23 protein-coding genes and 2 tRNA genes are annotated in these 23,472 nt (G+C 65.3%); 6 read left to right on the plus strand and 19 right to left on the minus strand.

Going from position 1 to position 23,472, the window contains the following annotated elements; translation table 11 throughout:
• The first annotated feature begins 425 nt into the window (after positions 1–425).
• Entirely contained in the window at positions 426–1,424 is a 999-nt protein-coding gene (locus M2320_RS02000) for a hypothetical protein (protein ID WP_264595857.1), read from the plus strand.
• A gap of 184 nt (positions 1,425–1,608) precedes the next feature.
• On the opposite strand, the gene M2320_RS02005 is transcribed toward M2320_RS02000, so the two are convergent.
• The gene (locus M2320_RS02005; protein ID WP_319801405.1) at positions 1,609–2,544 is read right to left on the minus strand and encodes an NAD(P)H-binding protein; all 936 of its coding nucleotides are present in this window, start codon (positions 2,542–2,544) and stop codon (positions 1,609–1,611) included.
• A 199-nt stretch (positions 2,545–2,743) separates the two neighbouring features.
• Here M2320_RS02005 and purM point away from each other — a divergent pair, with 199 nt between their 5' ends.
• Positions 2,744–3,817, plus strand: coding sequence for a phosphoribosylformylglycinamidine cyclo-ligase (gene purM, locus M2320_RS02010; protein WP_264595859.1), 1,074 nt, complete (start codon positions 2,744–2,746; stop codon positions 3,815–3,817).
• Complete coding sequence (gene purN / locus M2320_RS02015) at positions 3,814–4,464, plus strand: phosphoribosylglycinamide formyltransferase (protein ID WP_264595860.1); 651 nt, start codon at positions 3,814–3,816, stop codon at positions 4,462–4,464. Before purM ends, purN begins: the two co-directional genes overlap by 4 nt.
• Positions 4,465–4,504: 40 nt before the next feature.
• Here the strand turns inward: purN and M2320_RS23240 are convergent, their stop codons facing one another.
• From M2320_RS23240 to M2320_RS02055, 7 genes are all read right to left on the minus strand, one after another.
• Positions 4,505–6,202, minus strand: a complete 1,698-nt coding sequence (locus M2320_RS23240; protein WP_319801403.1) for a methyl-accepting chemotaxis protein — start codon at positions 6,200–6,202, stop codon at positions 4,505–4,507.
• A 362-nt stretch (positions 6,203–6,564) separates the two neighbouring features.
• A complete protein-coding gene (locus M2320_RS02030; protein ID WP_264595861.1) occupies positions 6,565–8,502 on the minus strand; it encodes a methyl-accepting chemotaxis protein in 1,938 nt (645 codons plus the stop codon).
• 186 nt (positions 8,503–8,688) lie between these two features.
• On the minus strand, positions 8,689–9,033 hold the full coding sequence (locus tag M2320_RS02035) for a septal ring lytic transglycosylase RlpA family protein (RefSeq protein WP_425540721.1): 345 nt from the start codon (positions 9,031–9,033) through the stop codon (positions 8,689–8,691).
• A 367-nt stretch (positions 9,034–9,400) separates the two neighbouring features.
• On the minus strand, positions 9,401–9,823 hold the full coding sequence (gene ndk, locus M2320_RS02040) for a nucleoside-diphosphate kinase (protein WP_184427444.1): 423 nt from the start codon (positions 9,821–9,823) through the stop codon (positions 9,401–9,403).
• Between the two features lie 70 nt (positions 9,824–9,893).
• Positions 9,894–11,003 carry an amino acid ABC transporter permease gene (locus tag M2320_RS02045; protein WP_264595862.1) on the minus strand — a complete coding sequence of 370 codons (1,110 nt, stop codon included), beginning with the start codon at positions 11,001–11,003 and terminating at the stop codon, positions 9,894–9,896.
• A 169-nt stretch (positions 11,004–11,172) separates the two neighbouring features.
• On the minus strand, positions 11,173–12,120 hold the full coding sequence (locus M2320_RS02050) for an amino acid ABC transporter permease (protein ID WP_264595863.1): 948 nt from the start codon (positions 12,118–12,120) through the stop codon (positions 11,173–11,175).
• Positions 12,120–13,121: an amino acid ABC transporter substrate-binding protein gene (locus tag M2320_RS02055; protein WP_264595864.1), complete on the minus strand. Its 1,002-nt coding sequence runs from the start codon at positions 13,119–13,121 to the stop codon at positions 12,120–12,122. Before M2320_RS02055 ends, M2320_RS02050 begins: the two co-directional genes overlap by 1 nt.
• Positions 13,122–13,245: 124 nt before the next feature.
• Here M2320_RS02055 and M2320_RS02060 point away from each other — a divergent pair, with 124 nt between their 5' ends.
• Positions 13,246–13,575, plus strand: coding sequence for a hypothetical protein (locus M2320_RS02060; RefSeq protein WP_264595865.1), 330 nt, complete (start codon positions 13,246–13,248; stop codon positions 13,573–13,575).
• 15 nt (positions 13,576–13,590) lie between these two features.
• Here M2320_RS02060 and M2320_RS02065 read toward each other — a convergent pair whose 3' ends face one another.
• The 7 genes from M2320_RS02065 to M2320_RS02095 all read right to left on the minus strand — a co-directional run bounded on the left by M2320_RS02065 (position 13,591) and on the right by M2320_RS02095 (position 18,176).
• Positions 13,591–14,115 carry a GNAT family N-acetyltransferase gene (locus tag M2320_RS02065; protein WP_264595866.1) on the minus strand — a complete coding sequence of 175 codons (525 nt, stop codon included), beginning with the start codon at positions 14,113–14,115 and terminating at the stop codon, positions 13,591–13,593.
• On the minus strand, positions 14,103–14,411 hold the full coding sequence (locus tag M2320_RS02070; RefSeq protein ID WP_264595867.1) for a DUF1778 domain-containing protein: 309 nt from the start codon (positions 14,409–14,411) through the stop codon (positions 14,103–14,105). The genes M2320_RS02065 and M2320_RS02070 overlap by 13 nt, the downstream gene beginning before the upstream one ends.
• Before the next feature lie 94 nt (positions 14,412–14,505).
• Positions 14,506–14,582, minus strand: a tRNA-Pro gene (locus M2320_RS02075).
• A gap of 53 nt (positions 14,583–14,635) precedes the next feature.
• Positions 14,636–15,112, minus strand: a complete 477-nt coding sequence (locus tag M2320_RS02080; protein WP_264595868.1) for a DUF192 domain-containing protein — start codon at positions 15,110–15,112, stop codon at positions 14,636–14,638.
• 30 nt (positions 15,113–15,142) lie between these two features.
• On the minus strand, positions 15,143–15,754 hold the full coding sequence (locus M2320_RS02085) for a cold-shock protein (RefSeq protein WP_184427452.1): 612 nt from the start codon (positions 15,752–15,754) through the stop codon (positions 15,143–15,145).
• 127 nt (positions 15,755–15,881) lie between these two features.
• Positions 15,882–17,036 carry a hypothetical protein gene (locus M2320_RS02090; RefSeq protein WP_264595869.1) on the minus strand — a complete coding sequence of 385 codons (1,155 nt, stop codon included), beginning with the start codon at positions 17,034–17,036 and terminating at the stop codon, positions 15,882–15,884.
• A 9-nt stretch (positions 17,037–17,045) separates the two neighbouring features.
• Positions 17,046–18,176, minus strand: coding sequence for an OmpA family protein (locus M2320_RS02095; protein ID WP_264595870.1), 1,131 nt, complete (start codon positions 18,174–18,176; stop codon positions 17,046–17,048).
• Between the two features lie 214 nt (positions 18,177–18,390).
• On the opposite strand from M2320_RS02095, the gene M2320_RS02100 reads away from it, so the two are divergent.
• A tRNA-Ser gene (locus M2320_RS02100) sits at positions 18,391–18,484 on the plus strand.
• Between the two features lie 37 nt (positions 18,485–18,521).
• Positions 18,522–18,872 (plus strand): hypothetical protein, encoded by a 351-nt coding sequence (locus M2320_RS02105; protein WP_264595871.1) that lies wholly within the window; start codon positions 18,522–18,524, stop codon positions 18,870–18,872.
• An 87-nt stretch (positions 18,873–18,959) separates the two neighbouring features.
• On the opposite strand, the gene M2320_RS02110 is transcribed toward M2320_RS02105, so the two are convergent.
• The 4 genes from M2320_RS02110 to gatA all read right to left on the minus strand — a co-directional run bounded on the left by M2320_RS02110 (position 18,960) and on the right by gatA (position 23,461).
• Positions 18,960–19,802, minus strand: coding sequence for a hypothetical protein (locus M2320_RS02110; protein ID WP_264595872.1), 843 nt, complete (start codon positions 19,800–19,802; stop codon positions 18,960–18,962).
• A 406-nt stretch (positions 19,803–20,208) separates the two neighbouring features.
• Positions 20,209–21,675 carry an Asp-tRNA(Asn)/Glu-tRNA(Gln) amidotransferase subunit GatB gene (gene gatB, locus M2320_RS02115; RefSeq protein ID WP_264595873.1) on the minus strand — a complete coding sequence of 489 codons (1,467 nt, stop codon included), beginning with the start codon at positions 21,673–21,675 and terminating at the stop codon, positions 20,209–20,211.
• A complete protein-coding gene (locus M2320_RS02120) occupies positions 21,672–21,980 on the minus strand; it encodes a chorismate mutase (RefSeq protein WP_264595874.1) in 309 nt (102 codons plus the stop codon). Before M2320_RS02120 ends, gatB begins: the two co-directional genes overlap by 4 nt.
• Entirely contained in the window at positions 21,980–23,461 is a 1,482-nt protein-coding gene (gene gatA, locus M2320_RS02125) for an Asp-tRNA(Asn)/Glu-tRNA(Gln) amidotransferase subunit GatA (RefSeq protein WP_264595875.1), read from the minus strand. Before gatA ends, M2320_RS02120 begins: the two co-directional genes overlap by 1 nt.
• Positions 23,462–23,472: the final 11 nt, after the last annotated feature.

Below are 23,472 nucleotides of genomic sequence, written 5' to 3' on the forward strand. Positions count from 1 at the left end.
CACCTCTTATGTCAGCCGCTTTTGATTCACGCGCCAGGCCTGCGCACAGACCCCGGACCCTGCGGCTGTAGGGCCAGAACTACATCTTTCCTGTCGGTTTAGAATGTAGATGACGAAGCCAATCTACAGCGGCGCCAACGGCTGTCAATCGGCATTTACAGGGCTTGTTGTCCATTTTTGCAGCGTGCGCGGACCGGGAGGTTTTCCTTTCTTTCCTACCGTTTGACTTGGATGATAAGACTATCCGCGGCGCGAGTTGGCGCAGCTTGCGCTTTCGTGCTAAATCGCAAAACCAGGGCGCGTGGGTGTCCGGAATGGAAGGCGGGTCAGCGGGACGGAATGAGCTAAACGTCTGCGCAGCTTGAATTTTCTCGACGCTTTCTCGCCAACGCCCGATGCGAATTCCGAACTGAAGGAACAAGAACATGCCCACGATCATCACGCGACTTTTTGCCGCAGAGGAGCAAGCCCTCGCCGCCCTCGACGCGGTGAAAACCAAGTTCGCGGATCATGAAATCAGTCTGGTCACGCCCGCCAACGCGGAAGGCGCCGATCTGGAAAGCCTGATCGTCAAGGGCGGCGTCAAGCCGCAAAACGCGCCCGCCTATGCCGAGGCCGTGCGCCAGGGCAATTCCGTTCTGACGCTGCGGACGTCATGGGGCATCGCCAAGGAGGTGAGCGCCCGCCTGGAGGCGTATGAGCCGCTGGCGCCGATCGTCGCCGAGACCGAGCACACCTCTTTCGTCACCCCCGGCCTGGACAACCCGGCCCCGTTCTCGACGCTGCTGGGCCTGCCGGTTCTCGAGGAATTCAAGTCCAACATCCAGCTCGTCGACCACCCGGCGCCGTTCTCGGACCTGCTGAAGCTGCCGGTTCTGTCCAATATCGGGCCGTTCTCGAGCCTCATCAACATCGGGCCGTTCTCGGGGCTGATCAACGCGCCGACCCCGCTGTCGAGCACGCTGAGGCTGCCGCTGCTGGTGGACTTTGACGCGTGGGCGCGCAACTCGAAACCCTGGTCGAGCCTGCTCAACATCGGGCCGTTCTCGAGCCTGCTCAACATCGGACCGTTCTCCGGCCTGATCAACGCGCCGACCCCGCTGTCGAGCGCCCTGCGGCTGCCGCTGCTGGTCGACTTTGGTGCATGGGCCCGCAATTCAAAACCCTGGTCGTCCACGCTCCGCATCGGGCCGTTATCGAGCCTGCTCAACGTCGGACCTTTCTCGGGCCTGATCAACAATCCGACCCCGCTGTCGAGCGCGCTGCGGCTGCCGCTGCTGGTGGAGATCCCGTCGGTGATCCACGACGCCAAGCCCTGGTCGTCCCTGCTCAATGTCGGGCCGTTCTCGGGCCTGATCAACAATCCGACCCCGCTGTCGAGCGCGTTGAAGCTGCCGGTGCTGCTGAACACCAAGAAAAAGTAAGGCGGCGCGACCGCTGTTTTCGGCTCGCCGGGTCCGTCCCGGCGAGCTTTTTTGTTTTCGAGCGACGCTTTTTGACGGTTGGCGGTGGAAAGAGCCGTGGACCGCCCCCGCCCTTCGAGACGCCCGCTGGCGCGGGCTCCTCAGGGTGAGGGCTATTTTATTGTTTTATATTTATAATTTCGCCTTAAAACACGGCGTGGTCGCCGCGGTCCGGTGCGACGCCGCCCGCGATCACCGCCGCGTAGAAATCGAACAGGGTTTCTGTTCCCGCCGACGGGGTGCCCTCGGCGTCGTAGCGGCCGGTTTCCGGGTTCAGCCACAGCATGGATTCGGTGGCGTAATAGCGGCCGATGCGCGCCAGTTCCGCCTTGTCCGCCAGACGCGACGACAGCGGCGACAAAAAACGCAGGACGCCAATGATGACGTCCATCATCGCCACCGGCACGCGCGTGAATTTCGGCTCCAGCCCCAGCAATCTGAACAGCTCCTCGCCCTGCTGGCGCGGGGTGATCGCCTCGCCCGGACCGCCAATCGGCAAAATGCGATTCTGGCGGGTCTCATCCTCCAGACACTCGGCGAGATAGGCGCCGAGATCGTCGTCACTGATCGGCTTGCAGGCGGTCAGCGCGCCATCGCCCAACAAGAGATAAGGTTTGCCCGCGCGCAACCGGTCGATCTGGCCGGACAGGGATTTGAAAAAGGCGGTGGGGCGCACGATGGAATAAGTCAGCCCCGACTCGATCAGCGCTTTTTCGAAGGCCAGTTTTGCGCGCTGGAACTCCAAAAGCGGTTTTTGCACGCAGATCGCGGACAACTGAACAAATTTTTGGACGCCGGCCTGTTTCGCCGCCTCGAGCAGGTTCACATGGGCCTGGTGGTCGATCGCCCAGGCGTCTTTCGGCGCGCCGGTGCGCGAGGCCATGCAGGAGACGACGGCGTCGAATCGCTCATTGGCGAAACCGTCTTGAGCCAGCGAGGCGGGGTCGGAAAAATCGACGAAGCGCGCGCCCTCCGGCGCCGCGCGGTCGGGGCGGCGGCGCAGGAAACTGACGACCTCATAGCCGCGCGCCGCCAGCGCGCGCGCCGTCGCCTGGCCGATCGTGCCGGTCGCGCCCGCCAGACACACTCTTTTCGCGCTCGCGCCCGCCAAAATCTCGCTCATCGCATCCCCCAATCCCCAGATAACAGCCGCTCTCCCGGCGCGGCAAGGCGCGCTCGCTTGCCAGCCCCGCCCCAAGCCGCTAGAGCAAGGACAAAGCGCCGCAGGTTTTTCGCTCGAAACTCGTGAAAATCAAGGGCGGGCGCGCAAGAGGAGTTTTATGACCCAAGCCGGCGACAAGCCCCAAGGATTGACCTACGCGCAAGCCGGCGTCGACATCGACGCGGGAACGCGCATGGTCGAGCTGATCAAGCCGCTGGTGCGCGCCACGCGGCGGCGCGGCGCCGACGCCGAAATCGGCGGGTTCGGCGGGCTGTTCGACCTGAAGGCCGCCGGTTTTTCCGATCCGATCCTGGTCGCCGCCAATGACGGCGTCGGCACCAAGGTCAAGATCGCCATTGAATCCGGCATTCACGACACGGTCGGCATCGACCTCGTCGCCATGTGCGTCAACGATCTCGTCGTGCAGGGCGCGGAGCCGCTGTTTTTCCTCGATTATTACGCCACCGGCCATCTCGAGCCGGAAACCGGCGCGCAGATCGTCAAGGGAATCGCCGCGGGCTGCCTGGAGGCCGGCGCGGCGCTGATCGGCGGCGAAACCGCTGAAATGCCCGGGCTCTACAGCGGCGGCGATTATGACCTCGCCGGGTTCGCCGTGGGCGCCGCCGAGCGGGGCGACCTTTTGCCGCGGGCGAATATTTGCGAGGGCGACGTGGTGTTCGGGCTGCGGTCTTCGGGCGTGCATTCCAACGGTTATTCGCTGGTGCGCAAGATCGTGGAGCGCGCGGGTCTTGGCTGGGACGCCCCCGCCCCGTTCGCGCCGGGCAAGACGCTCGGCCAGGCGCTGCTGGAGCCGACGCGAATCTACGTCAAGCCGCTGCTTCAGGCTTTGCGCCAGACCTCGGCGATCAAGGCCTTGGCCCATATCACCGGCGGCGGCTATCCCGAAAATCTTCCGCGCGTGCTGCCCAAGGGGCTGGGCGCGAAAATCGACCTTTCCGCCATTCCCGTGCTGCCGGTGTTCCGCTGGCTGGCCGAACAGGGCGGCGTGGTCGAGCGCGAAATGCTGCGCACCTTCAATTGCGGGATCGGCATGATCGTGATCGGCGCCGCCGCCAAGGCGGACGAGGTCGAGGAGGCCCTGCGGGCTTCCGGCGAGGAGCCGGTGCGGATCGGCCGGTTGATTGCCGCGGGTGACGAGCGCGTGGTTTACGAGGGAAAGCTCGCCCTGTGAGCCGCAAACGCACCGCCATTCTGATTTCCGGGCGCGGCTCCAACATGCGCTCGCTGGTCTCCGCCGCCAAGGCCGAAGATTTTCCCGCCGAGATCGCGCTGGTCCTGTCCAATGTCGGTGACGCCGCCGGTTTGGAATTCGCCAGCGGCGAGGGCATCGCCACCAAGGTCGTCGAGCACAAGAGTTTCGCCGGACGCGAGCCGTTCGAGCGCGCCATGCAGGCCGTTCTGGAGTCGCATGGGATCGAACTCGTCTGCCTCGCCGGATTCATGCGGCTGCTGTCGCCCTGGTTCGTCGAGCACTGGCGCGGCCGGATGCTGAACGTCCACCCTGCCCTGCTGCCCTCCTATCGCGGGCTGCACACCCATGAGCGCGCCCTGGCCGACGGGGTGAAGATTCACGGGGCGACCGTGCATTTCGTCGTGCCGGAAATGGATGCGGGGCCGATCATCGCCCAGGCGGCCGTGGCCGTGCGCGGCGATGATACGCCGGAGACCCTGGCCGCCCGCGTGCTCGAGCAGGAGCACCGGATTTATCCGCGCGCCCTGGCGCTGGCGGCGTCGGGCGCGGCGATTGTGCAGGGCGAGCGCGTAGCGATCGCGGGAGAGCCGGCCGTCGGCGCGGCCCTGGTGTCGCCGGCGATTTAGCCCCTGGCGCACTGACCCCGGCGACGCAGGGGCGCCGCCGTTAGGCGGCGCGGACGGAGGAGAGGAACGACTCCACCTCTTTGCGCAGCCGATCCGATTGCTGGGACAAGGTCTGCGCCGAGGCGAGCATTTGCGTCGAGGCCGCGGAGGAATTCTGCGCCGCCGTCAGCACGCCGCCGATGTTTTCCGTCACCGCCTGGGCCCCCTTCGACGCCTGCTGCACGTTGCGGGCGATTTCCGAGGTCGCCTCGCCCTGTTGCGACACGGCGGCCGCGATGGTCTGCGCCACGCGATTGGTCTCTTCGGTGGTGCGCACGATGGCCGAAATGTTCTGCGCCGCGCGCTGCGCCGTGGCCTGGATGTCGCCGATCTGGCCGGCGATCTCGGCCGTCGCCTTTGTCGTCTGCTCGGCGAGCGACTTCACCTCCTGCGCCACCACATTGAACCCGCGTCCGGCCTCGCCGGCGCGCGCCGCCTCGATGGTGGCGTTGAGGGCCAGCATGTTGGTCTGCGCGGCAATGTCGGAGATCAGGCTGACGATGCCGCCGATCTTTTCCGCGGCGGCGGAGAGTTCGCGCATCTGCGCGTCGGTCCTTTCCGCTTGATTCGCGGATTCGCTGGCGATCTGCCGGGACTGGTCGACCTGGCCGTTGATCTCCTGCACCGAATAGGTGAGCTGTTCGGTCGCGGAGGCCACCGAACCGATATTGGCCGAGGAATTTTCCGAGGCTTCGGCGACCACCTTGGCCTGGCTGGCGGTTTCCACCGCGGAATCGCTGAGGATGCGCGCCGCGCCCTGGAATTCGGCGGCGGCCTTGGCGACTTCGGCGACAATCGCGTTGACGCTGCGGTCGAATTCATTGGCCAGGGTCAGCGCTTCGGCGCGCCGCTCGTCGCGGGCGCGGGCCCGGCTGGCGGCGGCGTCGGCTTCGAGCTTGCGGGTCTGCTCCATATTGGCCTTGAACACGGACAGAGCCTTCATCAAGGCGCCGACCTCGTCCTTGCGGCCGTCATCCGCGATTTCGACGTTCATGTCGCCGCGCGCGAGGGTTTCAACCGCTTCCGTCGCCCGGCCGAGGGGGCGCGAGACCCCGGAAATGAGAGCGAAGGCGGCGAGCGCGCCAAGGCCGGCGCCGAGCAGGAGGACGCCGGAGAGGACGAATTTCGCCGTGTCATAGGCGGCTTCGCCCGCGGCTGTGGCCTTCTTGCCGCCCTCTTCGTTGAACGCCGTATTCTTGGATAGGAACTCCTGCATTTTCGCGCGCAGCGGCATCAGCTCCTGCCGGTAGGCCTGGATCGCGCCCGTGGCGTCGCCGGTCCTGGCGTCCTCGATCATGTGCTTCTGCTTGACCACGACGATTTGCCACTTCTCCGCGAACTGCTTCATCAGATTTTCTTCTTCGCTGTTTGGCGTGATCAGCGGCTTGTATTTTTCGTAGGCCTGCTCAACCTCTGTCGTCGTGGCGTCGAGCGTGGCGAAGGCTTCGGCTTCGCCCTCGTGGAGGGTCGCCGCGAGCAGCACGTCGGATTGCGCGCGATACAGGCGCGCGATGCCGACGCGCAGGTCCGAAAGTCTGGCGATCGAAGGCAGCCAATCCTCGCGAATATCGGCGGCGCGGCTGTTCATTTGCCCCATCTGCACGAAAGCGGCGCCGCCGATGACGGCCGCGACCAGCAGGAGCGCGGACAGCGCGGCGGTGATCTTCGCGCCGATTTTCAGGTCGCGCCAAACTTTCATGATCAGTCTCCCAACGGGCGGATTTTGGCCGCAGGTTTGCTTCATTTTTTCGCAACACAACTTCTAGATGAAGGCTTGACCGAAGCTTAAATCGACCGTTGAAACAAATGCGGGAGATACGTAGAAGTTGAATTACCATTTCTGAAAATTGATTTGTTCTGTGATTGCTTGAGGGGTCAGCGGATGACATTGGCGAGGAGTCCCTCATCCGTCGCGTTACGCGCGACACCTTGTCACGCCATAGGGCGGGCTCGCGGACGGGCGTGGGCCGCCCTCGTGCTTCGAGACGGCTCCTGCGGAGCCTCCTCAGCATGAGGGCTACTGGAAGGGCTGCTTGAAGGGCTGCTGAAAAAGCTTGCCGCTCACTCGATGCGGCGCAGCTTCGAAATATCCTGGTGGATTTCGCTGGCCGCCACACGCTGGCTCGCCACGGCGTCGGCGAGTCCCGCAAGAGTCCGGTCGATCAGGCCGGATTGCGAAAACAGGCTTTCGACCTGCTCGATCGTGGCGCGATAGCGCTTCTCCTCGGCCTCGAACCGCTCGCGCGCGCCCTCGATGATGCCGCCGAGCTGGGTCAGCGACTGCTCCATGCCGACGATCGAGCCTTGAGTCTGCGCCAGCGTCGATTTGGTGTCGGTCGCGAGTTTTTTCACTTCCGAGGCGACCACCGAAAAGCCCCGCCCCGCCTCGCCCGCGCGCGCCGCCTCGATGGTGGCGTTGAGGGCGAGCAGGTTGGTTTGGCCCGCAATATTGTCGATCACCCTGAGCACGCTACGCAGGCCGGACATCGATTCGGCGAGGGATTTGAACTGGGTGGAAAGTTGCGCGGAATTGTTGTCGTCGGAAAAATCCGCCTTCGCCGAGGCGAAAATCGCGCCGCGCACCCGCTCCATGGCCTCGCGCATTTCCGCGGTTTTTTCGAGCGCGATTTCGATTTCCTTGACGAATTCGAGCTGGCTGGCCATGCGGCCGATGATGCCGGAGCGGAACGTGTTGAGCATGCGCGCCTGTTTGAGCGCGCAGGTGGTGAAATAATTGACGAAGCGGGCGTAGTGGATCGGGAAGGCGTCGAGGAAATCGTCGCTGTGGCCGGGCCGGTCCTCGAAAAAGGCGATGGCGCTCAGGGTTTCGTTGATGTTGATGCCGAACAGCTCGCCAAAGGTGGAAAAGCCGGCGGCGGGGGCGCGCCAAAGGTTGTCGAGCGCTGAGAGATTGGCGCCATTGTTGAGGCGGCGCAGGATGCAATCGTTGAGGATCAGCCCGAGCGGCGTCGATTTGTCGCGCAAAAAAGCTTCGTAGTCGGCGCGGGTCTGGCCGGCGAAATCATTGGCCTTGAGCAACAGCAATTCGTCGCCGGGGTGGACGTCGCAATAGAAATTGACCGCGCCGGTCTGCTGGTCGAAGCCGGAGACCGAGCGCACGAACAATTCGCCGTCGACTTCGACGCCAAAGGTGTGACCCGCGAGTTTGGCCGGCACGTCCGCCGGCTTTACCGAAAAATGCGCCGCGAGCACGTCAAGGAAGGGGGCGACGTCGAGGCCGTTGGCGGTGAGCGCGCCGCGCGCCACACGGGCGTCGGCATCGGCGTCGAGGATGGTGAAACTCTTGCCGGTCCTGGCGAAATTCTGCGTCTTGAACACGCCGTAGCGGCGGCCCGGCGCCATGCGGATGAAGGCGATCACGGCGTGGCCGTGGAGCGTCTGGCCGCCGTCGAACAGCGAGGTTTCCAAAAAATCGAACTTGCCGCCGGCGGAGCCGCCGACGAACAGGCAGGGAAAACGCCCGGAGCGGTAGACCGCCTCCATCAAGACGTCCTCGGCGCCGGAAACGCCGTCGACCAGGGTCAGCGCGAACACCCGCTCCGCCTCGATGCGGAACGGCGGCGCGACGCGGGCGAGATCGGCGGCGATGCGCTCGACGCGCTTTTTGCGCGCCTCGCCCTTGGGCAGGGCGACCTTGTGGATCGAGACGGCCTCGAACAGGTCGGGCGGGAAAACCTGGACGGTGAGGCTCGACCAGCGCTCGCCCGTCGGCTTGTAGAGCGGGCCAGCGTTCGAGCACAGCTCGCCGGCGGTGGAGACGGCGATCAGCGGCGCCGAGCCCGCCAAGGCTTTCAGGCGCGCCGCCACATGGGCGAAATCGACATGCGGGGAGATGAAGGCCAGCGCCAGCGCGGCGGGTCGCCCCGAAAAACTGAAATCGTCGGGCGACAGCCCGGACAGGGACGCGTCGCACGCTTTGACGCGCACCGGATATGCGGTTTCCGCGGCGTCCGCGACAGACGGAGTCCGAGCAAGCATATTTTTCCCTCCGCGACGGCGCGCGGTCCGGCTGCTGTCAGCCGGCCGCCTTTTTTGGCCGCCATCCCCCAAGCATAGGCGCCAAGCTTGCGCTGGGCTTTCGGAGGGCAAACGGCCGCACGCCGTCACGCCTCGTCACGCGGGATGGCGAGCTGCGCTGGTCGCGGTTTGGGGAGGCTGCCCCTGTCAGAGGGTGGAGAGGCGCACGGGGGCGACGCCACGGCCGCGCATGCCCAGGACGCCGGCGGCGCCTGCGGAAACGTCAATGACCCGGCCGCGCACGAAGGGGCCGCGGTCGTTGATGGTGACGACGGTCGAACGGCCGTTGGCGAGATTGGTCACCATGACCCTGGTGCCGAAGGGAAGGGTGCGATGCGCCGCGGTGTGGCCGCCGACGTGACCACCGCTCGCGGTGCGGCCGCGACCGGAATAATAGGACGCCTTGCCTGACCAGGTCTGCGCCTGGGCTTGCGCCTGCGGCGCGATGGACGCCGCGGTGAAAACAATTCCAAGGGAGAGTGTGCGGGTCAAAATGCTCTTCAATGCATCAGCCTTTCGCTGTTGATGATGAGCGAATTTATCCCGGCAGAATATGGCCCGAAGAAGACCCGTTTTTTCACGCTATACTGAGGCGGATTGTCACAGAATTTTATTCTTTAGCTTCAAACCTCACAGGAAGCTTTCGCCAAATAAGCGCAGCCGCGATTTCTTTACTTCGACTTCACAAAAACGTCATCTCGGCCGGAGTCGCCATGTATTCGCGCCTGCGACGAATCACCTCAATGCGCGTTTTTGGCCCGCTGAAATGTGGCGGAAATGAGTCAAAAATCGCGGCATTTACCAAAAAGAAAGGGGCCGGACTTGCGTCCGGCCCCTCTGTCGCAACCTGGAAGTTGGATCAGCCGACGATCTCGTTGCCGGCGAACCATTGCGCGATTTCCTGCGCGGCGGTTTCCGGGGCGTCCGAGCCGTGAACCGAATTCTCGCCCATGTTCAGCGCGAATTCCTTGCGGATCGTGCCGGCGTCGGCCTTCTCCGGATTGGTGGCGCCCATCACTTCGCGATAGCGGGCGATGGCGTTCTCGCCCTCGAGCACCTGCACCACCACCGGGGCGGCCGACATCTGCTCGACCAGCTCGCCGAAGAAGGGGCGCTCCTTGTGCACCGCGTAAAAAGTTTCCGCCTGGGCGCGGGTCATGTGCACGCGCTTCTGGGCGACGATGCGCAGGCCGGCGCCCTCGATCTTGGCGTTGACGGCGCCGGTGAGGTTGCGGCGGGTCACGTCGGGCTTGAGGATGGAGAACGTGCGTTCGAGAGCCATTTGGGGCGCTTCCTTTTGCTGGGAAAATGGGCTGCGGCGCTTATAGACGCGGCGCCCGGCGAAGCGCAAGCTACCGCTTGGCCGCCGCAAGCCGCTTTTCCAGCCCGCCCGCATAGCGCGACATCGCCAGACAGAAGGTCAGATAGAACAAAGCGGCGAAAACATAGCCGGTGAGCGCGATGGTCGGCCCCGCCCAGACCGGATCGAGCCGCGCCACATCGATGGCGTGCAGGAAATCGAACAGGCCGACAATAGCGACCAGCGTCGTATCCTTGAACAGAGCGACGAAATTATTGACGATTCCCGGGACCACCGCGCCCAGGGCCTGGGGCAGTACGATCAGTTTTAAGGATTGCCAGCGCGAAAGGCCGAGCGCGGCGGCGGCCTCGCCCTGCCCGCGCGGCACGGCGGCCAGTCCGCCGCGCACGACTTCGGCCATATAGGCGGAAGCGAACAAGGCGATGCCGGCCATGGGGCGCAGCAACCGGTCGGGCGCCCAGTCGGGCGGCAGGAACAGCGGCAGCAGCACATTGGCCATGAACAGCACCGCGATCAGCGGCGCGCCGCGCACGAATTCGATGGTGGCGATCGAGAGCCAGCGCAAAGCCGGCAACTCGGAGCGGCGCCCCAGCGCCAGCGCCACGCCGCCCGGCAACGCCACCGCCATGCCGGCCAGCGCCATGATCAGCGACACCAGGGCCCCGCCCCAGAGGTTGGTGCCGACCACGGACAAGCCGAGCGCGGGCGCGCCATGCAGCAGGATGAAGCCGACGACGGGAAGGCCGAGGAAGAAGCCGGCGAGCGCCAGCCCTTTTCGGGGGATTTTGGGGTGCAGCAGCCAGACGATCAGCGCCGCGGCCAGGGCGAAAGTGAGGTTCACGCGCCAATAGAGAGCGGGCGGATAGGCGCCGTAGAAAAAGAATGGGCTTTTCGCGGCGATATAGGCCCAGCATGCGCCCGCGCCCGGGGCGCGACAGGCGGCGCCGTCAGGCGCGCTCCAGATGGCGTCGATGAACAGATAACGGATGGCGGGCGGCAGGACCAGGGCGGCCAAAACCAGCAGGGCCAGGGTGATCGCGGTCGCGCGCGCATCGCCGAACAATTTGGCGCGCCAGCCGGGGGCGCGCATCGGCGGCGGCGGCTGGGGCGGTAAAAAGTCGGCGCGGAGGAAATCGGTCATCGGCGCGCCCGCCGATGCGTGGACCGCCCTCGTGCTTCGAGACGCCCGCTGCGCGGGCTCCTCACCATGAGAGCTACTGGGAGACGCTCAACAAAAGTAGCCCTCATGCTGAGGAGCGACCGAAGGTCGCGTCTCGAAGCACGAGGGCGGTCCACGAGGCTGAAAAATCTCATTTCGCCCCCCAGTCCGAGTTCTTTTCGATGCGGCGCATCAGGGCCAGCGTCAGCATGGACAGGCCGAGATAGAGCGCCATGTCGATGCCGATCGTCTGCAAGGCGGCGCCGGTCTGGTTGAGGATCGTGCCCGACACCTGCATCAGATCAGCGAAGCCGATGAAGGCGGCCAGAGACGAATTTTTGGTGAGCGCCAGATATTGGCTGACCAGCGGCGGCAGCGCCACGCGCAGGGCTTGCGGCATGATCACCAGGCGCCGCGTCTGCGCCGGCGACAGTCCCAGCGCCTGCGCCGCCTCGCTCTGCCCGCGCGGCACAGCCTGAACGCCGGCGCGCAAGATTTCGGCGATATAGGCGGCGGTGTAGAAGGTCAGGCCGAAAATCAGCGCCGCCGCTTCCGGCGACAGCCGCAGGCCGCCCTCGACATTGAAGGCGTTGCGGGCGGGGTCGAACGCTGGCCAGCCGAGGCCGGGAAAAGGAAAATACAGGCCGCGATTGTTGAGCAGCACGCCGGCGAAGGACAGCGACTGCTCGGGCTGCGGCAAGGGGGTCAACAAGACGATGTACCAGAACAGCAGGTGCAGCAGCAGCGGGATGTTGCGAAACGTCTCGACATAGAGGGCGGCGAGCCTGGATAAGCCCCAATGCGCGGACAGTCTGGCGAAGCCGATGGCAAAGCCGACAACCGTCGCCAGGACCGACGCGAGCGCCGAGACAACAAGCGTGTTGAGCACGCCGGCCAGCAAAGCCCGGGCGTAACTGTCGAGCGGCGAAAACGGAATGACGCTCTGGTTCAAGCCGAAGCCGGCGGTCTGCCAGAGGAAAGCGAAGGAGGTCGGGATGTGCCGCGCCTCCAGATTTTTCGCGGCGTTGAAGGCCGCCGCCGCGAACAGGGCGGCGACAATCGCGAGCAAAAGCGCCTGGAGCGCGATCCGGCGGGTCATCAGCGCACCGGCGGGGCGTAATGCAAGCCGCCGTCGCGCCATTGGGCGTTGAGCCCGCGCGGAATTTTGAGCGGCGAGCCCTGGCCCAGATTGCGCTCGAAAATCTCGCCGTAATTGCCGACCGCCCTGACAATGCGCACCACCCAATCCTTGGGCAGGCCGAGGCCGGCGCCGAAATCATTGTCGGCGCCGAGCAGGCGGCGGATTTCCGGCAGGTTGGATTGGCGCAGGCTTTCGACATTGACGGCGGTCACGCCGAGCTCCTCGGCGTCGAGCAGAGCGAAATGCGTCCATTTCACCAGATTGAACCAGCGGTCGTCGCCCTGGCGCACCACGGGACCGAACGGCTCCTTCGAAATGGTCTCGCCAAGGATTTCGTGGTCGCCGGGCGCCGACAGTTTTAAACGCTGCGCATAAAGCGCGGAGCCGTCGGTGGTGTAGGCGTCGCAGCGCCCGCTCTCATAGGCTTTCAGCGCTTCGTCGCCGCCGGTGAAGACCACCGTTTCCGCCGTAATGCCGAACTTTCGAAAGGCGTCGGCGAGATTGAGTTCGGTGGTCGTGCCCTGCTGCACGCAAATGCTGGCGCCGTTCAGCTCCCGCACGCTTTTGAGCCCGCGCGCCTTGCGGACCATAAAAGCCTGTCCGTCGAAATAGTTGACGCCAGCGAAAAGAAGCCCCTGCCCCGCTTCGCGCGATTGCGTCCAGGTGGTGTTGCGCGACAAAAGGTCGATCTCGCCCGATTGCAGAGCCGTAAAACGGTCCTTGCCCGACAGCGGGGTGAAACGCACTTTTTTCGGATCGTCGAAAATGGCGGCGGCGACGGCGCGGCAATAATCGATATCGAACCCGCGCCATTCCCCGCGATTGTCGGGCAGGCCGAAGCCGGCGAGGCCGGTGTTGACCCCGCAGACCAGGGCGCCGCGCGCCAAAATGTCATCGAGCGTGCCGGCCCGGGCGGACAGGCCGAGACAAAGGAAGATGGCGAGGACGCGAACGAGCAAGCGCGCAAATCTCCAGAACCTTTCGTCAGCCTATGCGCTGCGCCGCCTTTTGCATAGCCTTGGGGCCTTGCCTGACGGGAGGCGGACGAGGCACATTTGCCAGATTGGCCCGTGGAGGATTTTTATGCGCCTCATTCGCGGAGATTGGTTGGTTTTGGCCCTGGTTTGCGCCTGGGCCGTCTCCGCCCGCGCGCAAACGGCCGCCGAGGATCGCTGGGGCTGGAGCTATTGTCCGCCGCCCTATCCGCCCTCTTGCGTCAAAACCGCCGAAGCCGGGCCCGCGAGCGTCGCCTGCGCCAAGGAATTGAAATATTATATCGCAGCGGTTGCCGCCTATCGCGCCTGCCAGGTGCGGGAAGTGGAACGGGCGATTTCGGAAGCCAACGAGGTGTCCGCCGCATTCCGTTGCCGGACCGAGAAGCGGGATTGCCAGTTGTACAAGAGCGCGCCGTGAAGCGGGTTGGCCTTCCTAGCTGAGGGCGGCGACAATGGTCTCGATGGGGAGGAACAAGGTGCGGCTGTCCTCCGGGTATTCGATGAACTCGGCGCAGCGCAAATAAAAACGTTTGGCCTTGTCGTCCTTCGCATGGACCATCACCGCGCCAATCCCGATGCTCTGCGAGGCGAGCGCGATTCGGCGCAGCGCATCGGACAGAAGATCGGAGCCAAGCCCCCTGCCCGCGTGATCCCTGCTGACGGCGAGTCGCCCGATCACCGACACCGGGATGGCGTCCGGCGCATTGCGGCGCAGCTTGCCGGGCGCTGCGGCGCGCGCGACCGCTCCGGCCGAGATGCAGAAATAGGCGACAACCTTGCGGCCGTCGCAAACGACATAGGTCCGCGAGAACCGGCTTTCATTCTTCAACGCCCGTTCCCGCAACCAGTCGTTCAATGCGGGTTCGCCGCAATCGAAGCCGGAAAGGTCGTGCTCGGCGGTGAGAGGGACTGGAGCGGAGAGCGACGGCGTCCCCGCCTGCGCGCCTAGGTTCGCCACGCCGGCGCCCGGCGCAACAGAGACCGCAATTTCGGGCCCGGCGGGGGCGGCGTGTCGAGCGCGTTCATGAACGCATCGAAACATTCGCTTTCGAGCCTGAACAGGCGCTGGTCGAGCAAGACGTCGATGGCTTGCCGCCGGGCGCTCTCAATCATGAACTCCGTGCGCGTCTTGCCAAGCAGCGCCGCCGCATCGTCGATGAGCTGCCGGGTTTCCGCCTCGATCCGAAGATTGATGCTGCCCTTCGCATGACCGGCCGCGGGCTCCTCGACATTTGTGGTCGCGGCCTCTCCCATTCCAGACGGTGAACGACGGCTCGGCTTGGACATGAACGAAAAATGGATAGGCGTATGGACATTGTCAATACGCAGCGCCGAAATGACGTTCGGCTGGTCGGGGCAGCAGGATTCGAACCTGCGACCTGTAGTACCCAAAACTACCGCGCTACCAGGCTGCGCTATACCCCGATGCGCGTTCCGCTAGCACGCGCGGCGATTGGCGGCAAGCCAGGGTCCTCCGCTCAGCGCGCAAACATCTTGTGCTTGACCACATCCCCCGGCTTCAGGCCGAGCTTGCTTGCGACCCCGGCGTTGACCTCCAACACGGCGAAAGCCGGCCCGTTCGACGAAATGATCGCCTGCGACAAAGGCTCGGTGTCCGCCTCGATATGGGTCACCTTGCCGTCGCGGCTGATGAAAATCATGTCGAGCGGAATATAGGTGTTCTTCATCCACATCAGGACGGTTTCGGAGCGGCCGAAATCAAACAGCATGCCCCGGTTTTCCGGCATGTAGCGGCGATACATCAGGCCGCGCTCGCGCGCGGCGGGATCGCGGGCCACCTCGACGTCCAGGGTTTTGGGACCGCCCGAGGTCTCGAGGATCAGGGGCTCGGTGGCCGTCTCGCCCGCCTCCAGCGCGATGGCCGAGGACGAAAATGGCGAGGGCGCCTGGGCGAGGCCGAGCAGCGCCAAGACAACGCAGACACCCAAACGCATGTCAAAACTCCTCCCCGGCCTGCAAACGCGCTAGTGGGCGCTTGGCAGGCGGGTTTCCAGCGGCCGCACCTCGGTCGCCATCATGCCCTTGGGACCAGCCCCAAAGCGGGCCAGCAGCGAATCGCCGGGCTTGAGGTCGGCGATGCCGTAGCGGCGCAAGGTTTCCATATGGACGAAAATGTCCTGGGTGCCGTCGCCGCGCGTCAAGAAACCAAAACCCTTGACGCGATTGAACCATTTGACCACGACAATCTCGTAGCCGCCGACCGATTCAACGTCCGAATGGGTGCGCGCCATCGGCAATTGCGCGGGATGCACGGCGGTGGACTCGTCCATGGTCAGGACGCGGAACACCTGCAGGCCGCGCGAGCGGTTCTGCGCGTGGCACACCACCTGCGCCCCTTCGGGCGCGCTCTGAAAACCGTCCCGACGCAATACGGTGACGTGCAGGAGAACATCGGCGAGGCCGTTGTCCGGCACGACAAAACCAAATCCCTTGGCCATGTCGAACCATTTGATGCGCCCGCGAATCTCAATGATTTCCGCTGCGGCTTCCGAATTAAAATCAAGCCCCGCGCCAGACGCGAGTTCCGCCGGTTCTTTGGTCCCCAATGAACCTGCTCCCAAACTAATGCACGACATCATTGGCATCGGGTGGACCCCGAATCGCCGACTCGTTAACCGAGAATCACATCAAGGAACATAGCATCGGCCAGAATCCGGCAAAGTCGATTTTTCTCGCCGCCCACAGCCACGCACATGATTTTGATCAGGCCGGCTGCGGGGCCGGCGTGCCCAAGGTTTGCGCCGTGTTTTGGGCCACGGTCTTGGTCAGGATTCGGGCCTGCCCGATCCAGTCCTCGCGCTCCGGGGCGCCGGGCGTGGCGAGATAGGCCCCGATCCAGCGCGCGTTCTCCGGCGACCAGCAGGCGATCTGCCGCCAGGTCCAGACGCCGAGCCCGTTGAGCCGCGCCGCAACCTCGGCGTCCACGCCCGACAAGCGGGTCAGATCGTCGATCTCGCCCAGCGGGGGCTCGGAAAAGCCTGTTGGCCGCGATCCCGCGTAAAATCCGTCGCCCGCGCCGGGCGCGGCGGGTTGCGGCAGGGTTTCGAGCCAGGCGGCGAGTTCATGCTCGTCGGCGGGCGCCGGCGGTTCGCCGTCGAGCACGGCGCGGGCATGATCGGTGAGCGCCCCGGCGGCGAGCAGGCGCGCCTGCGCCGGCCAATGTTGCGGCGAAACCGGTTGATCGCCGAGCTTTTCCGCGACTTGCGCGATCTGCTCCGGCCCCCAGGCGGCGATCTGGTCAAAGCGGTGAACGCCAATCTCCCGCAGTTTTTTCGCCAGCGCGGAATCCACGCCGCGGATCAGGCGCAGATCGTCCACTTGATTCGGGTGGGCGCGGCTGGCCCCCGCCTCCTCGGGCGTGTGTTCGGGCTGCGCCGGCGCGGCGACCGCTTCGGCCTTTTGTTCGGCCTGGGCCGGCGAGGTCTCGGCCAGCTTCAAAAACACCTGCGCGACCGCGCCCGCGGCCGCTGTGACCGCCGAATCGTCGGACGGCTTTTGCTCCGGCGGCGGCGCGGGCTCGACGGGCGTCGCCAGCAGCTCCTGCAGCCGGCGTTTCGCCGCCGGCGCCGAATTCGCGGAGGCGCCGATCAGGAAGGGGGCGGCCAAGGCCGCGCCGACCAGGCAGCCGACGCCATAGGCCGCCGCCGCCAGCACGCCGGTGTCCAGCCAGAGGCCGGCGCGGCCCGGAACCAGATGCGCGAGCGCGGCCATGGCGGCGAGGGCGAACAGCGACAAGCCGCCCACGAGCCAGGCGCGGGCGTTTTTCTCGTCGCCGCGCGGCGCGAAAAACGACGCGGCGACGCCGAGGCCGAACGCCGCCAGCCACCAGGGATAAAGCGTCTGAGACAGGTAGATCATGGCGCTCCCCTATTTAAGATTGAATTCGATGCGGCGATTGCGGGCGCGGTTGTCGTCATTGACATTGGCGACCAGCGGCCGCGTCTCGCCATAGCCGACCGCCGTCAGCCGCTGCGGCGCGACGCCGACGGCGACGAGATAGACCAGCACCGATTCGGCGCGACGGCGCGACAGCTCCAGATTCTCGCTGATATAGCCGATGTCGTCGGTGTGGCCGGCGATTTCCAGATCGACGTCGGGGCAGCGCTTCGCCACTTCCGCCACGGCGTCGAGCGTGCGCGCCGATACGGGATCGAGCAGCGCGCTGCCCAGGCGGAAGACGATGGGCGCCTCCTTGACCAATTCGGCCATCTCCGCCTGGCAGGCGCGCGGGTCCAGGCGCGCCGGTCTCACCACCACGGGCGGCGGCGCGGCGCGCGGCGCGGCGGCGACCCTGAGCGGCGGCCCCGCGACCTGGACGTTTACGGCATAGCCGGCGAGTTGCACGCTTTCGAGCCGCGCGCGGCTTTCGTCGGCGGCTTCGGCGCTGGCCGCCTCGCCGTTCAGGCGGAGGGCGCGGTCATGCAGATCGAGCGCGCCCGACCGCAGCCGCGCCAATTGGGCGAGGCCGGCCAGCGCCGCCTCGACGAAGCCGGAGGGCGCGCCGCCCGCCGGTTTGAGCCGGTCGACCAGTTCGCGTCCAGGAAAAACCTTGGTCGCTTCCGCGAGGATTTTCGCATGGGCGTCCTCGTCCGGGTAAAAGCCGCTGAGCGCGAGCTTGCCGGCGCTTTTTTCGACGTGGAACAGATAGGGCGCGGCGACCGCGCGAACGGGCGCCTCCTCGGCGGGCGGTTTTTTTTCAGCAGGCTGCGGAGCAACATTTTTGGCGGGCGGCGGCGCTTCGGGCTCCGCCTTCGCCGTGGGAGCCGGCTTTTCTGGCGCGGGCGCCACGCGCGGCGATTCGGCGGTTTCGCTCTTGAGGGTCACGTCGCGGCCCTCCACATGCGGATGCGCGCCAACCGAGCCGAGCACTTCGAGGGCGCGCTGCGCGCGCGCCTTCAGGTCGGCCTCGATCCGAGGGGTTTCCAGCGTGTTGACGCCAACCCACAAGGCGGCGAGGGGCAGCAGGCCATAGCGCCATTTCCCTGCCTGACCAGCCATGAAACCTCTCCGCGATCGCCGCCGGCGCGGCCCGCGCCCGGCCTGTCCTCATCGGTGTTACTTAAGCACAAGTTAAACGAGTGGACAGCGGCAATCACGCGCATTGCGAAAAATGGTCAAAGATCGCGGCGCGGCCCGACCTCAATGCTTGCCAAGCGGCGCGGCGTCGGGCATATGTCTGGACATGGCGACGGGATTCCCGTTCGCCCGCGCTGGAGACGTGGCCGAGAGGCTGAAGGCGGCGGTTTGCTAAACCGTTATAGGGTTGTAAAGCCCTATCGAGGGTTCGAATCCCTCCGTCTCCGCCACCCCTCCTTTGCAACTTGCGCCGAGCGGCAGGGAAGCATGAATCACCGGCCCTTGTCTTGCGCGCTCCTGCTCTCCATCCTCGCCTGCGGACTTGCCGCCGCCGCGCCCAGGCCGCCCGCGCGACCGCCGGAAACCGCGCCGGCGCCGGCCCCGACGCCGCAACCTGCGACGCCGCAAACTGGGACGCCGCAAACTGGGACGCCCGCGGCCCCCGCCGAGCGGCAGCCCGTCGATGTCGATGTGCAGAGCCTGCAGCCCTACAATCTTCCCCCCGCGTCGCGGGCGAAAATGCGCGCCTGCGGCGAGGAATGGCGGGCGATGAAGCTCGCCGGCCAGGCGGCCGGCCTGACCTGGCGAACTTTTGCCGAGCAGTGCCTGGTGAAATAGACGAAACTTTCGGGTCCGCCCCCGCCGTTCGAGACGCCCGCTTCGCGCGCCCCTCAGGGTGAGGGCTGAGCAGCCTTGACGATCGACTCAACCTTCCGGGTTTTCCGGGGGCTGAGAGGCCGGAGCCGCCGCTTTCGGCTTGCGCGCGGGTTTTGGCTTGGCCGTCGCCCTGGCTTTCGGCGGCGCCTTGGGTTTGGCCGGCGGCGGCGCGGCTTCCGTCACCTTCTTGCTGACCCGGCGCGACGCGGCGGCGGTGCGCGCGGGGGCTTCCGTCTTCGCTTTCTTCGCTGGCGCCTTGGCGGGCTTCACGGGCTTGGCCGCCTCCGACGTCGCCGCTTCCGATTTGGCGGGCGCCTTGGGGGACTTTTTCGCCGCCGGTTTTGCCGCCGGCGCCGTGGCCACCGGCGATTTGGCCGCGGCTTTCGCGGCGGCGGGTTTTGTCTTGGTCGGCTCGGCCGCCTTGGTGCGGGCGTTCTGGCTGGCGCGGCTCTTCGGACTCACAACGGTCTTGGGAGTTGCGGCGATGGGCTTGGCCGGCTTCTTCGCCGCGGGCTTGCTGGCGGCGTTGTTCTTTTCCGCTGCTTTCGCCGCGGGTTTTGCTGCGGCCTTTGTCTTGGCCTCAGTCTTCGTCTTGGCCTCAGCTCTTGCCGGCGCCGATGTCTTCGGAGAGGAAGTCTTCGGGGCGGATGTCTTGGCGGCGGGGGCCGCGGCCTCGGTCTTCTTCGGCGCAGGCTTTTTCGCGGCCGCGGTCTTTTCCGCAATCTTGGCCGCAGGCTTTTCCGCGCTCTTCTTGGCGGCGGGCGCGGCGGCGGCCTTTTCCTTCTTCGACTCGACCGGCGCCTCAGGCGCTTTCTTCCCCGAAGCCTTCGCGGATTTGCTCGCCGATGTTTTCGCGGCGGCGGCGGATTTCGATTTCGGTGCTTGCGCCATTTCACGTCCCCCTTTGCGGCCGGCGCTCTCAAGCCGGAATGGCGAAATTGAGCCTAAACCTGTTCTCGCCGCGCGCAAGTCTTCCGCGCGGCAAGACTTGCGCAAGACTTGGCTCGCACCCGCAACGTCATCGAGGAAAACTGCACTGTCGCAACTGTCCGCCTCCGCGCCGGCGCCGATGCGGCGCATCCGCGCGCCGCGCGCGCGGCGACGCCGAAAAACCCATATTTTCATGATATTGAAGCAAAATTGCGCGCGCGGCTCCCGCGCCGGCGCGCGGATGAGCGGAGGTTTCGCATGTGCGAACGGCCGGCCCCGGCGATGCGTGAAAACTTTTTTGGGATAACGACGAACGCGCGCTGAAATCAGCGCGCGTCCTGGTCGATGACGGATTTTTCCGCGCGAATCAGATGCCGAGCTTGCTCTTCAGCAGTTCGTTCACCGCTTGCGGATTGGCCTTGCCGCCGGTCGCCTTCATCACCTGCCCGACGAACCAGCCGAGCATGGTGGGCTTGGCTTTCGCCTGCTCCACCTTGTCCGGATTCTTGGCGATGATCTCGTCGACCGCCGCTTCGATCGCGCCGGTGTCGGTGACCTGCTTCATGCCGCGTTTTTCGACGATCTCGGCGGGATCGCCGCCCTCGCTCCACACGATTTCGAACAGATCCTTGGCGATCTTTCCCGAAATGGTGTTGGCGGAAATCAGGTCGACAATGCCGCCGATCTGCGCCGCCGAAACCGGCGAGGTCTCGATGTCCTTGCCTTCCTTGTTGAGGCGGCCGAACAATTCGTTGATCACCCAATTGGCGACGAGTTTGGAATCGCGGCCCTTGGCGGCGTCCTCAAAATAATCGCCGAAGGCGCGCTCCAGAACCAGCACGCCCGCGTCGTACGGGGTGAGCCCGTATTGCGCGATGAAGCGAGCCTTTTTCTCGTCCGGCAGTTCCGGCAAACCTTCAGCCAGCGCATCGACATAGGGCTGGTCGAATTCGAGCGGCAGCAGGTCGGGGTCCGGAAAATAGCGGTAGTCGTGCGCCTCTTCCTTGGAGCGCATCGACCGCGTCTCGCCCTTGGTCGGATCGTAGAGGCGCGTCTCCTGGTCGATCTTGCCGCCGTCCTCCAGAATGCCGATCTGGCGGCGCGCCTCGACGTCGATGGCCTGGCCGATGAAGCGGATCGAATTGACGTTCTTGATCTCGCAGCGCGTGCCGAAGGGGTCGCCGGGCTTGCGCACGGACACGTTGACGTCGGCGCGCAAAGACCCCTGCTCCATATTGCCGTCGCAGGTGCCGGCGTAACGCAGGATGGTGCGCAGTTTGGAGACGTAAGCCTTGGCTTCGTCGGCGGAGCGCATGTCCGGCTTGGACACGATTTCCATCAGCGCCACGCCGGAGCGGTTCAGGTCGACGTGCGAATCATTGGCGCTGAGATCGTGCAGCGATTTGCCCGCGTCCTGTTCGAGATGCAGGCGCTCGATGCCGACCTTGATCTGCTCGGTGGGCGACAAATCGACCAGCACCTCGCCTTCGCCGACGATCGGATGCTTGAACTGGCTGATCTGATAGCCCTGCGGCAGGTCAGGATAGAAATAGTTCTTGCGGTCGAAGACCGAGCGATGATTGATCTTCGCCTTGAGCGCCAGGCCGGTGCGGATCGCCTGCTTGACGCATTCCTCGTTGATGACCGGCAGCATGCCCGGCATGGCCGCATCGACGAGCGAAACATGGGTGTTGGGCTCGCCGCCGAATTCGGTCGAGGCGCCGGAAAACAGTTTGGATTTGCTCGTCACCTGGGCGTGGATTTCCAGACCGATGACGACCTCCCAGTCGCCGGTCGCGCCCGCGATCAATTTGTGTTTGGCTGGCGTGTTCATGTGCGATCCTTCTCGGCCGCCTCGTGCATCAGGCGCTCTTCATAGGCGATCGACCAGTCGATGATGGCGGTCCACAGCGACTTCGCCAGAGCGCCATCGAGATTGTGCTTTGCCGCATGCGCGGCGACGTTTTGCAAAACTTCGTCCACCCGTTCCGGCACCAGAGCGGGAATGCCGTTGGCGCGTTTTATGCGCGCGGCGGCCTCGATCTGCCGCTGGCGGCGCGCCAGCAGCGCAACAAGCTCCCTGTCGAGATCGTCAATGCTTTGGCGCACGTCCGCCATGGGTTTTTTGGGCGGGGCCATCAGCCCCACCACGGTTCGGGCAACACGATTTTGGGCGCCGCCTGCTCGATGGCCTCGCCGAGGGAAAACAGGGTTTCCTCCTCGAAGGGGCGGCCGATCAGTTGTAGGCCGAGCGGCAGGCCGTCCGACGACAGGCCGGCGGGCACGACAAGGCCCGGAAGGCCCGCCATGTTCACCGTCACCGTAAAAACGTCGTTGAGATACATTTCGACCGGATCGGCCGAGCCCTTTTCGCCCTGGGCGAAAGCGGGCGACGGCGTGGCCGGCGTCAAAATGGCGTCGACGCCGGATTCATAGGCGAGGTCGAAATCGCGCTTGATCAACGTGCGGATTTTTTGCGCCCGCAAGTAATAGGCGTCGTAATAGCCCGCCGACAGCACGTAAGTGCCGATCATGATGCGGCGGCGCACTTCCTTGCCAAAACCTTCGGCGCGGGTTTTTTCGTAGAGATCGACAATGTCCTTGCCGGTCTTGCGCAGGCCGTAGCGAATGCCGTCGTAGCGGGCCAGATTCGACGACGCTTCCGCTGGCGCGACAATGTAATAGGCGGGCAGCGCGTGTTTGGTGTGCGGCAGGGAGATTTCGCGAATCTCCGCGCCGGCCGCCTTCAGCCAGGCCACGCCCTGGTCCCACAGAGCGGCGATTTCCGGCGACATGCCGTCGAGGCGATATTCGCGCGGGATGCCGATCACCTTGCCCTTCACCGAGGCGCCGATGGCCTGCTCGTAATCGGGCACGGGAGCGTCGACCGAGGTCGTGTCCTTCACATCATGGCCGGCCATGGAGCGCAGCATGATCGCGGCGTCGCGCACGGTGCGGGCGATCGGGCCAGCCTGATCCAGCGACGAGGCGAAGGCGACAATGCCCCAGCGCGAGCAGCGGCCGTAAGTCGGCTTGATGCCGACGGTGCCGGTGAACGCGGCGGGCTGACGGATCGAGCCGCCGGTGTCGGTCGCCGTGGCGCCCAGGCACAGATGCGCGGCCACCGCGGCGGAGGAACCGCCGGAGGAGCCGCCGGGAACGATCTTGGCGTCCGAATTTTTCCGGCGCCAGGGCGAGACTACCGGGCCGAAATAAGAGGTCTCGTTCGACGAGCCCATGGCGAATTCGTCGAGATTGAGCTTTCCGAGCATCACCGCGCCGTCGCGCCACAAATTGCTCGTGACGGTCGATTCGTATTGCGGAATGAAACCCTCAAGGATGTGGGACGCGGCGGTGGTCTGCACGCCTTCGGTGCAATACAGATCCTTGATGCCGAGCGGCAGGCCTTCGAGCGCGCCGCCCTCGCCCTTCGCCAGTTTCGCGTCGGAGGCTTTGGCCATGTCGAGCGCCTTTTCCGGCGTCTCCACAATATAGGCGTTGAGGCTCTTGGCGCGGGCCACGGCGTCGACATGGGCCTGCGTCAGTTCGACGGAGGTGAATTCCTTGGCCTTCAGGCCGTCGCGCGCTTGCGCCAGCGTGAGGCGGGTCAGGTCGGTCATAATAACAAAAC

This window comes from Rhodoblastus acidophilus (genome assembly GCF_025961575.1).
GTDB lineage: Bacteria > Pseudomonadota > Alphaproteobacteria > Rhizobiales > Beijerinckiaceae > Rhodoblastus > Rhodoblastus acidophilus_C.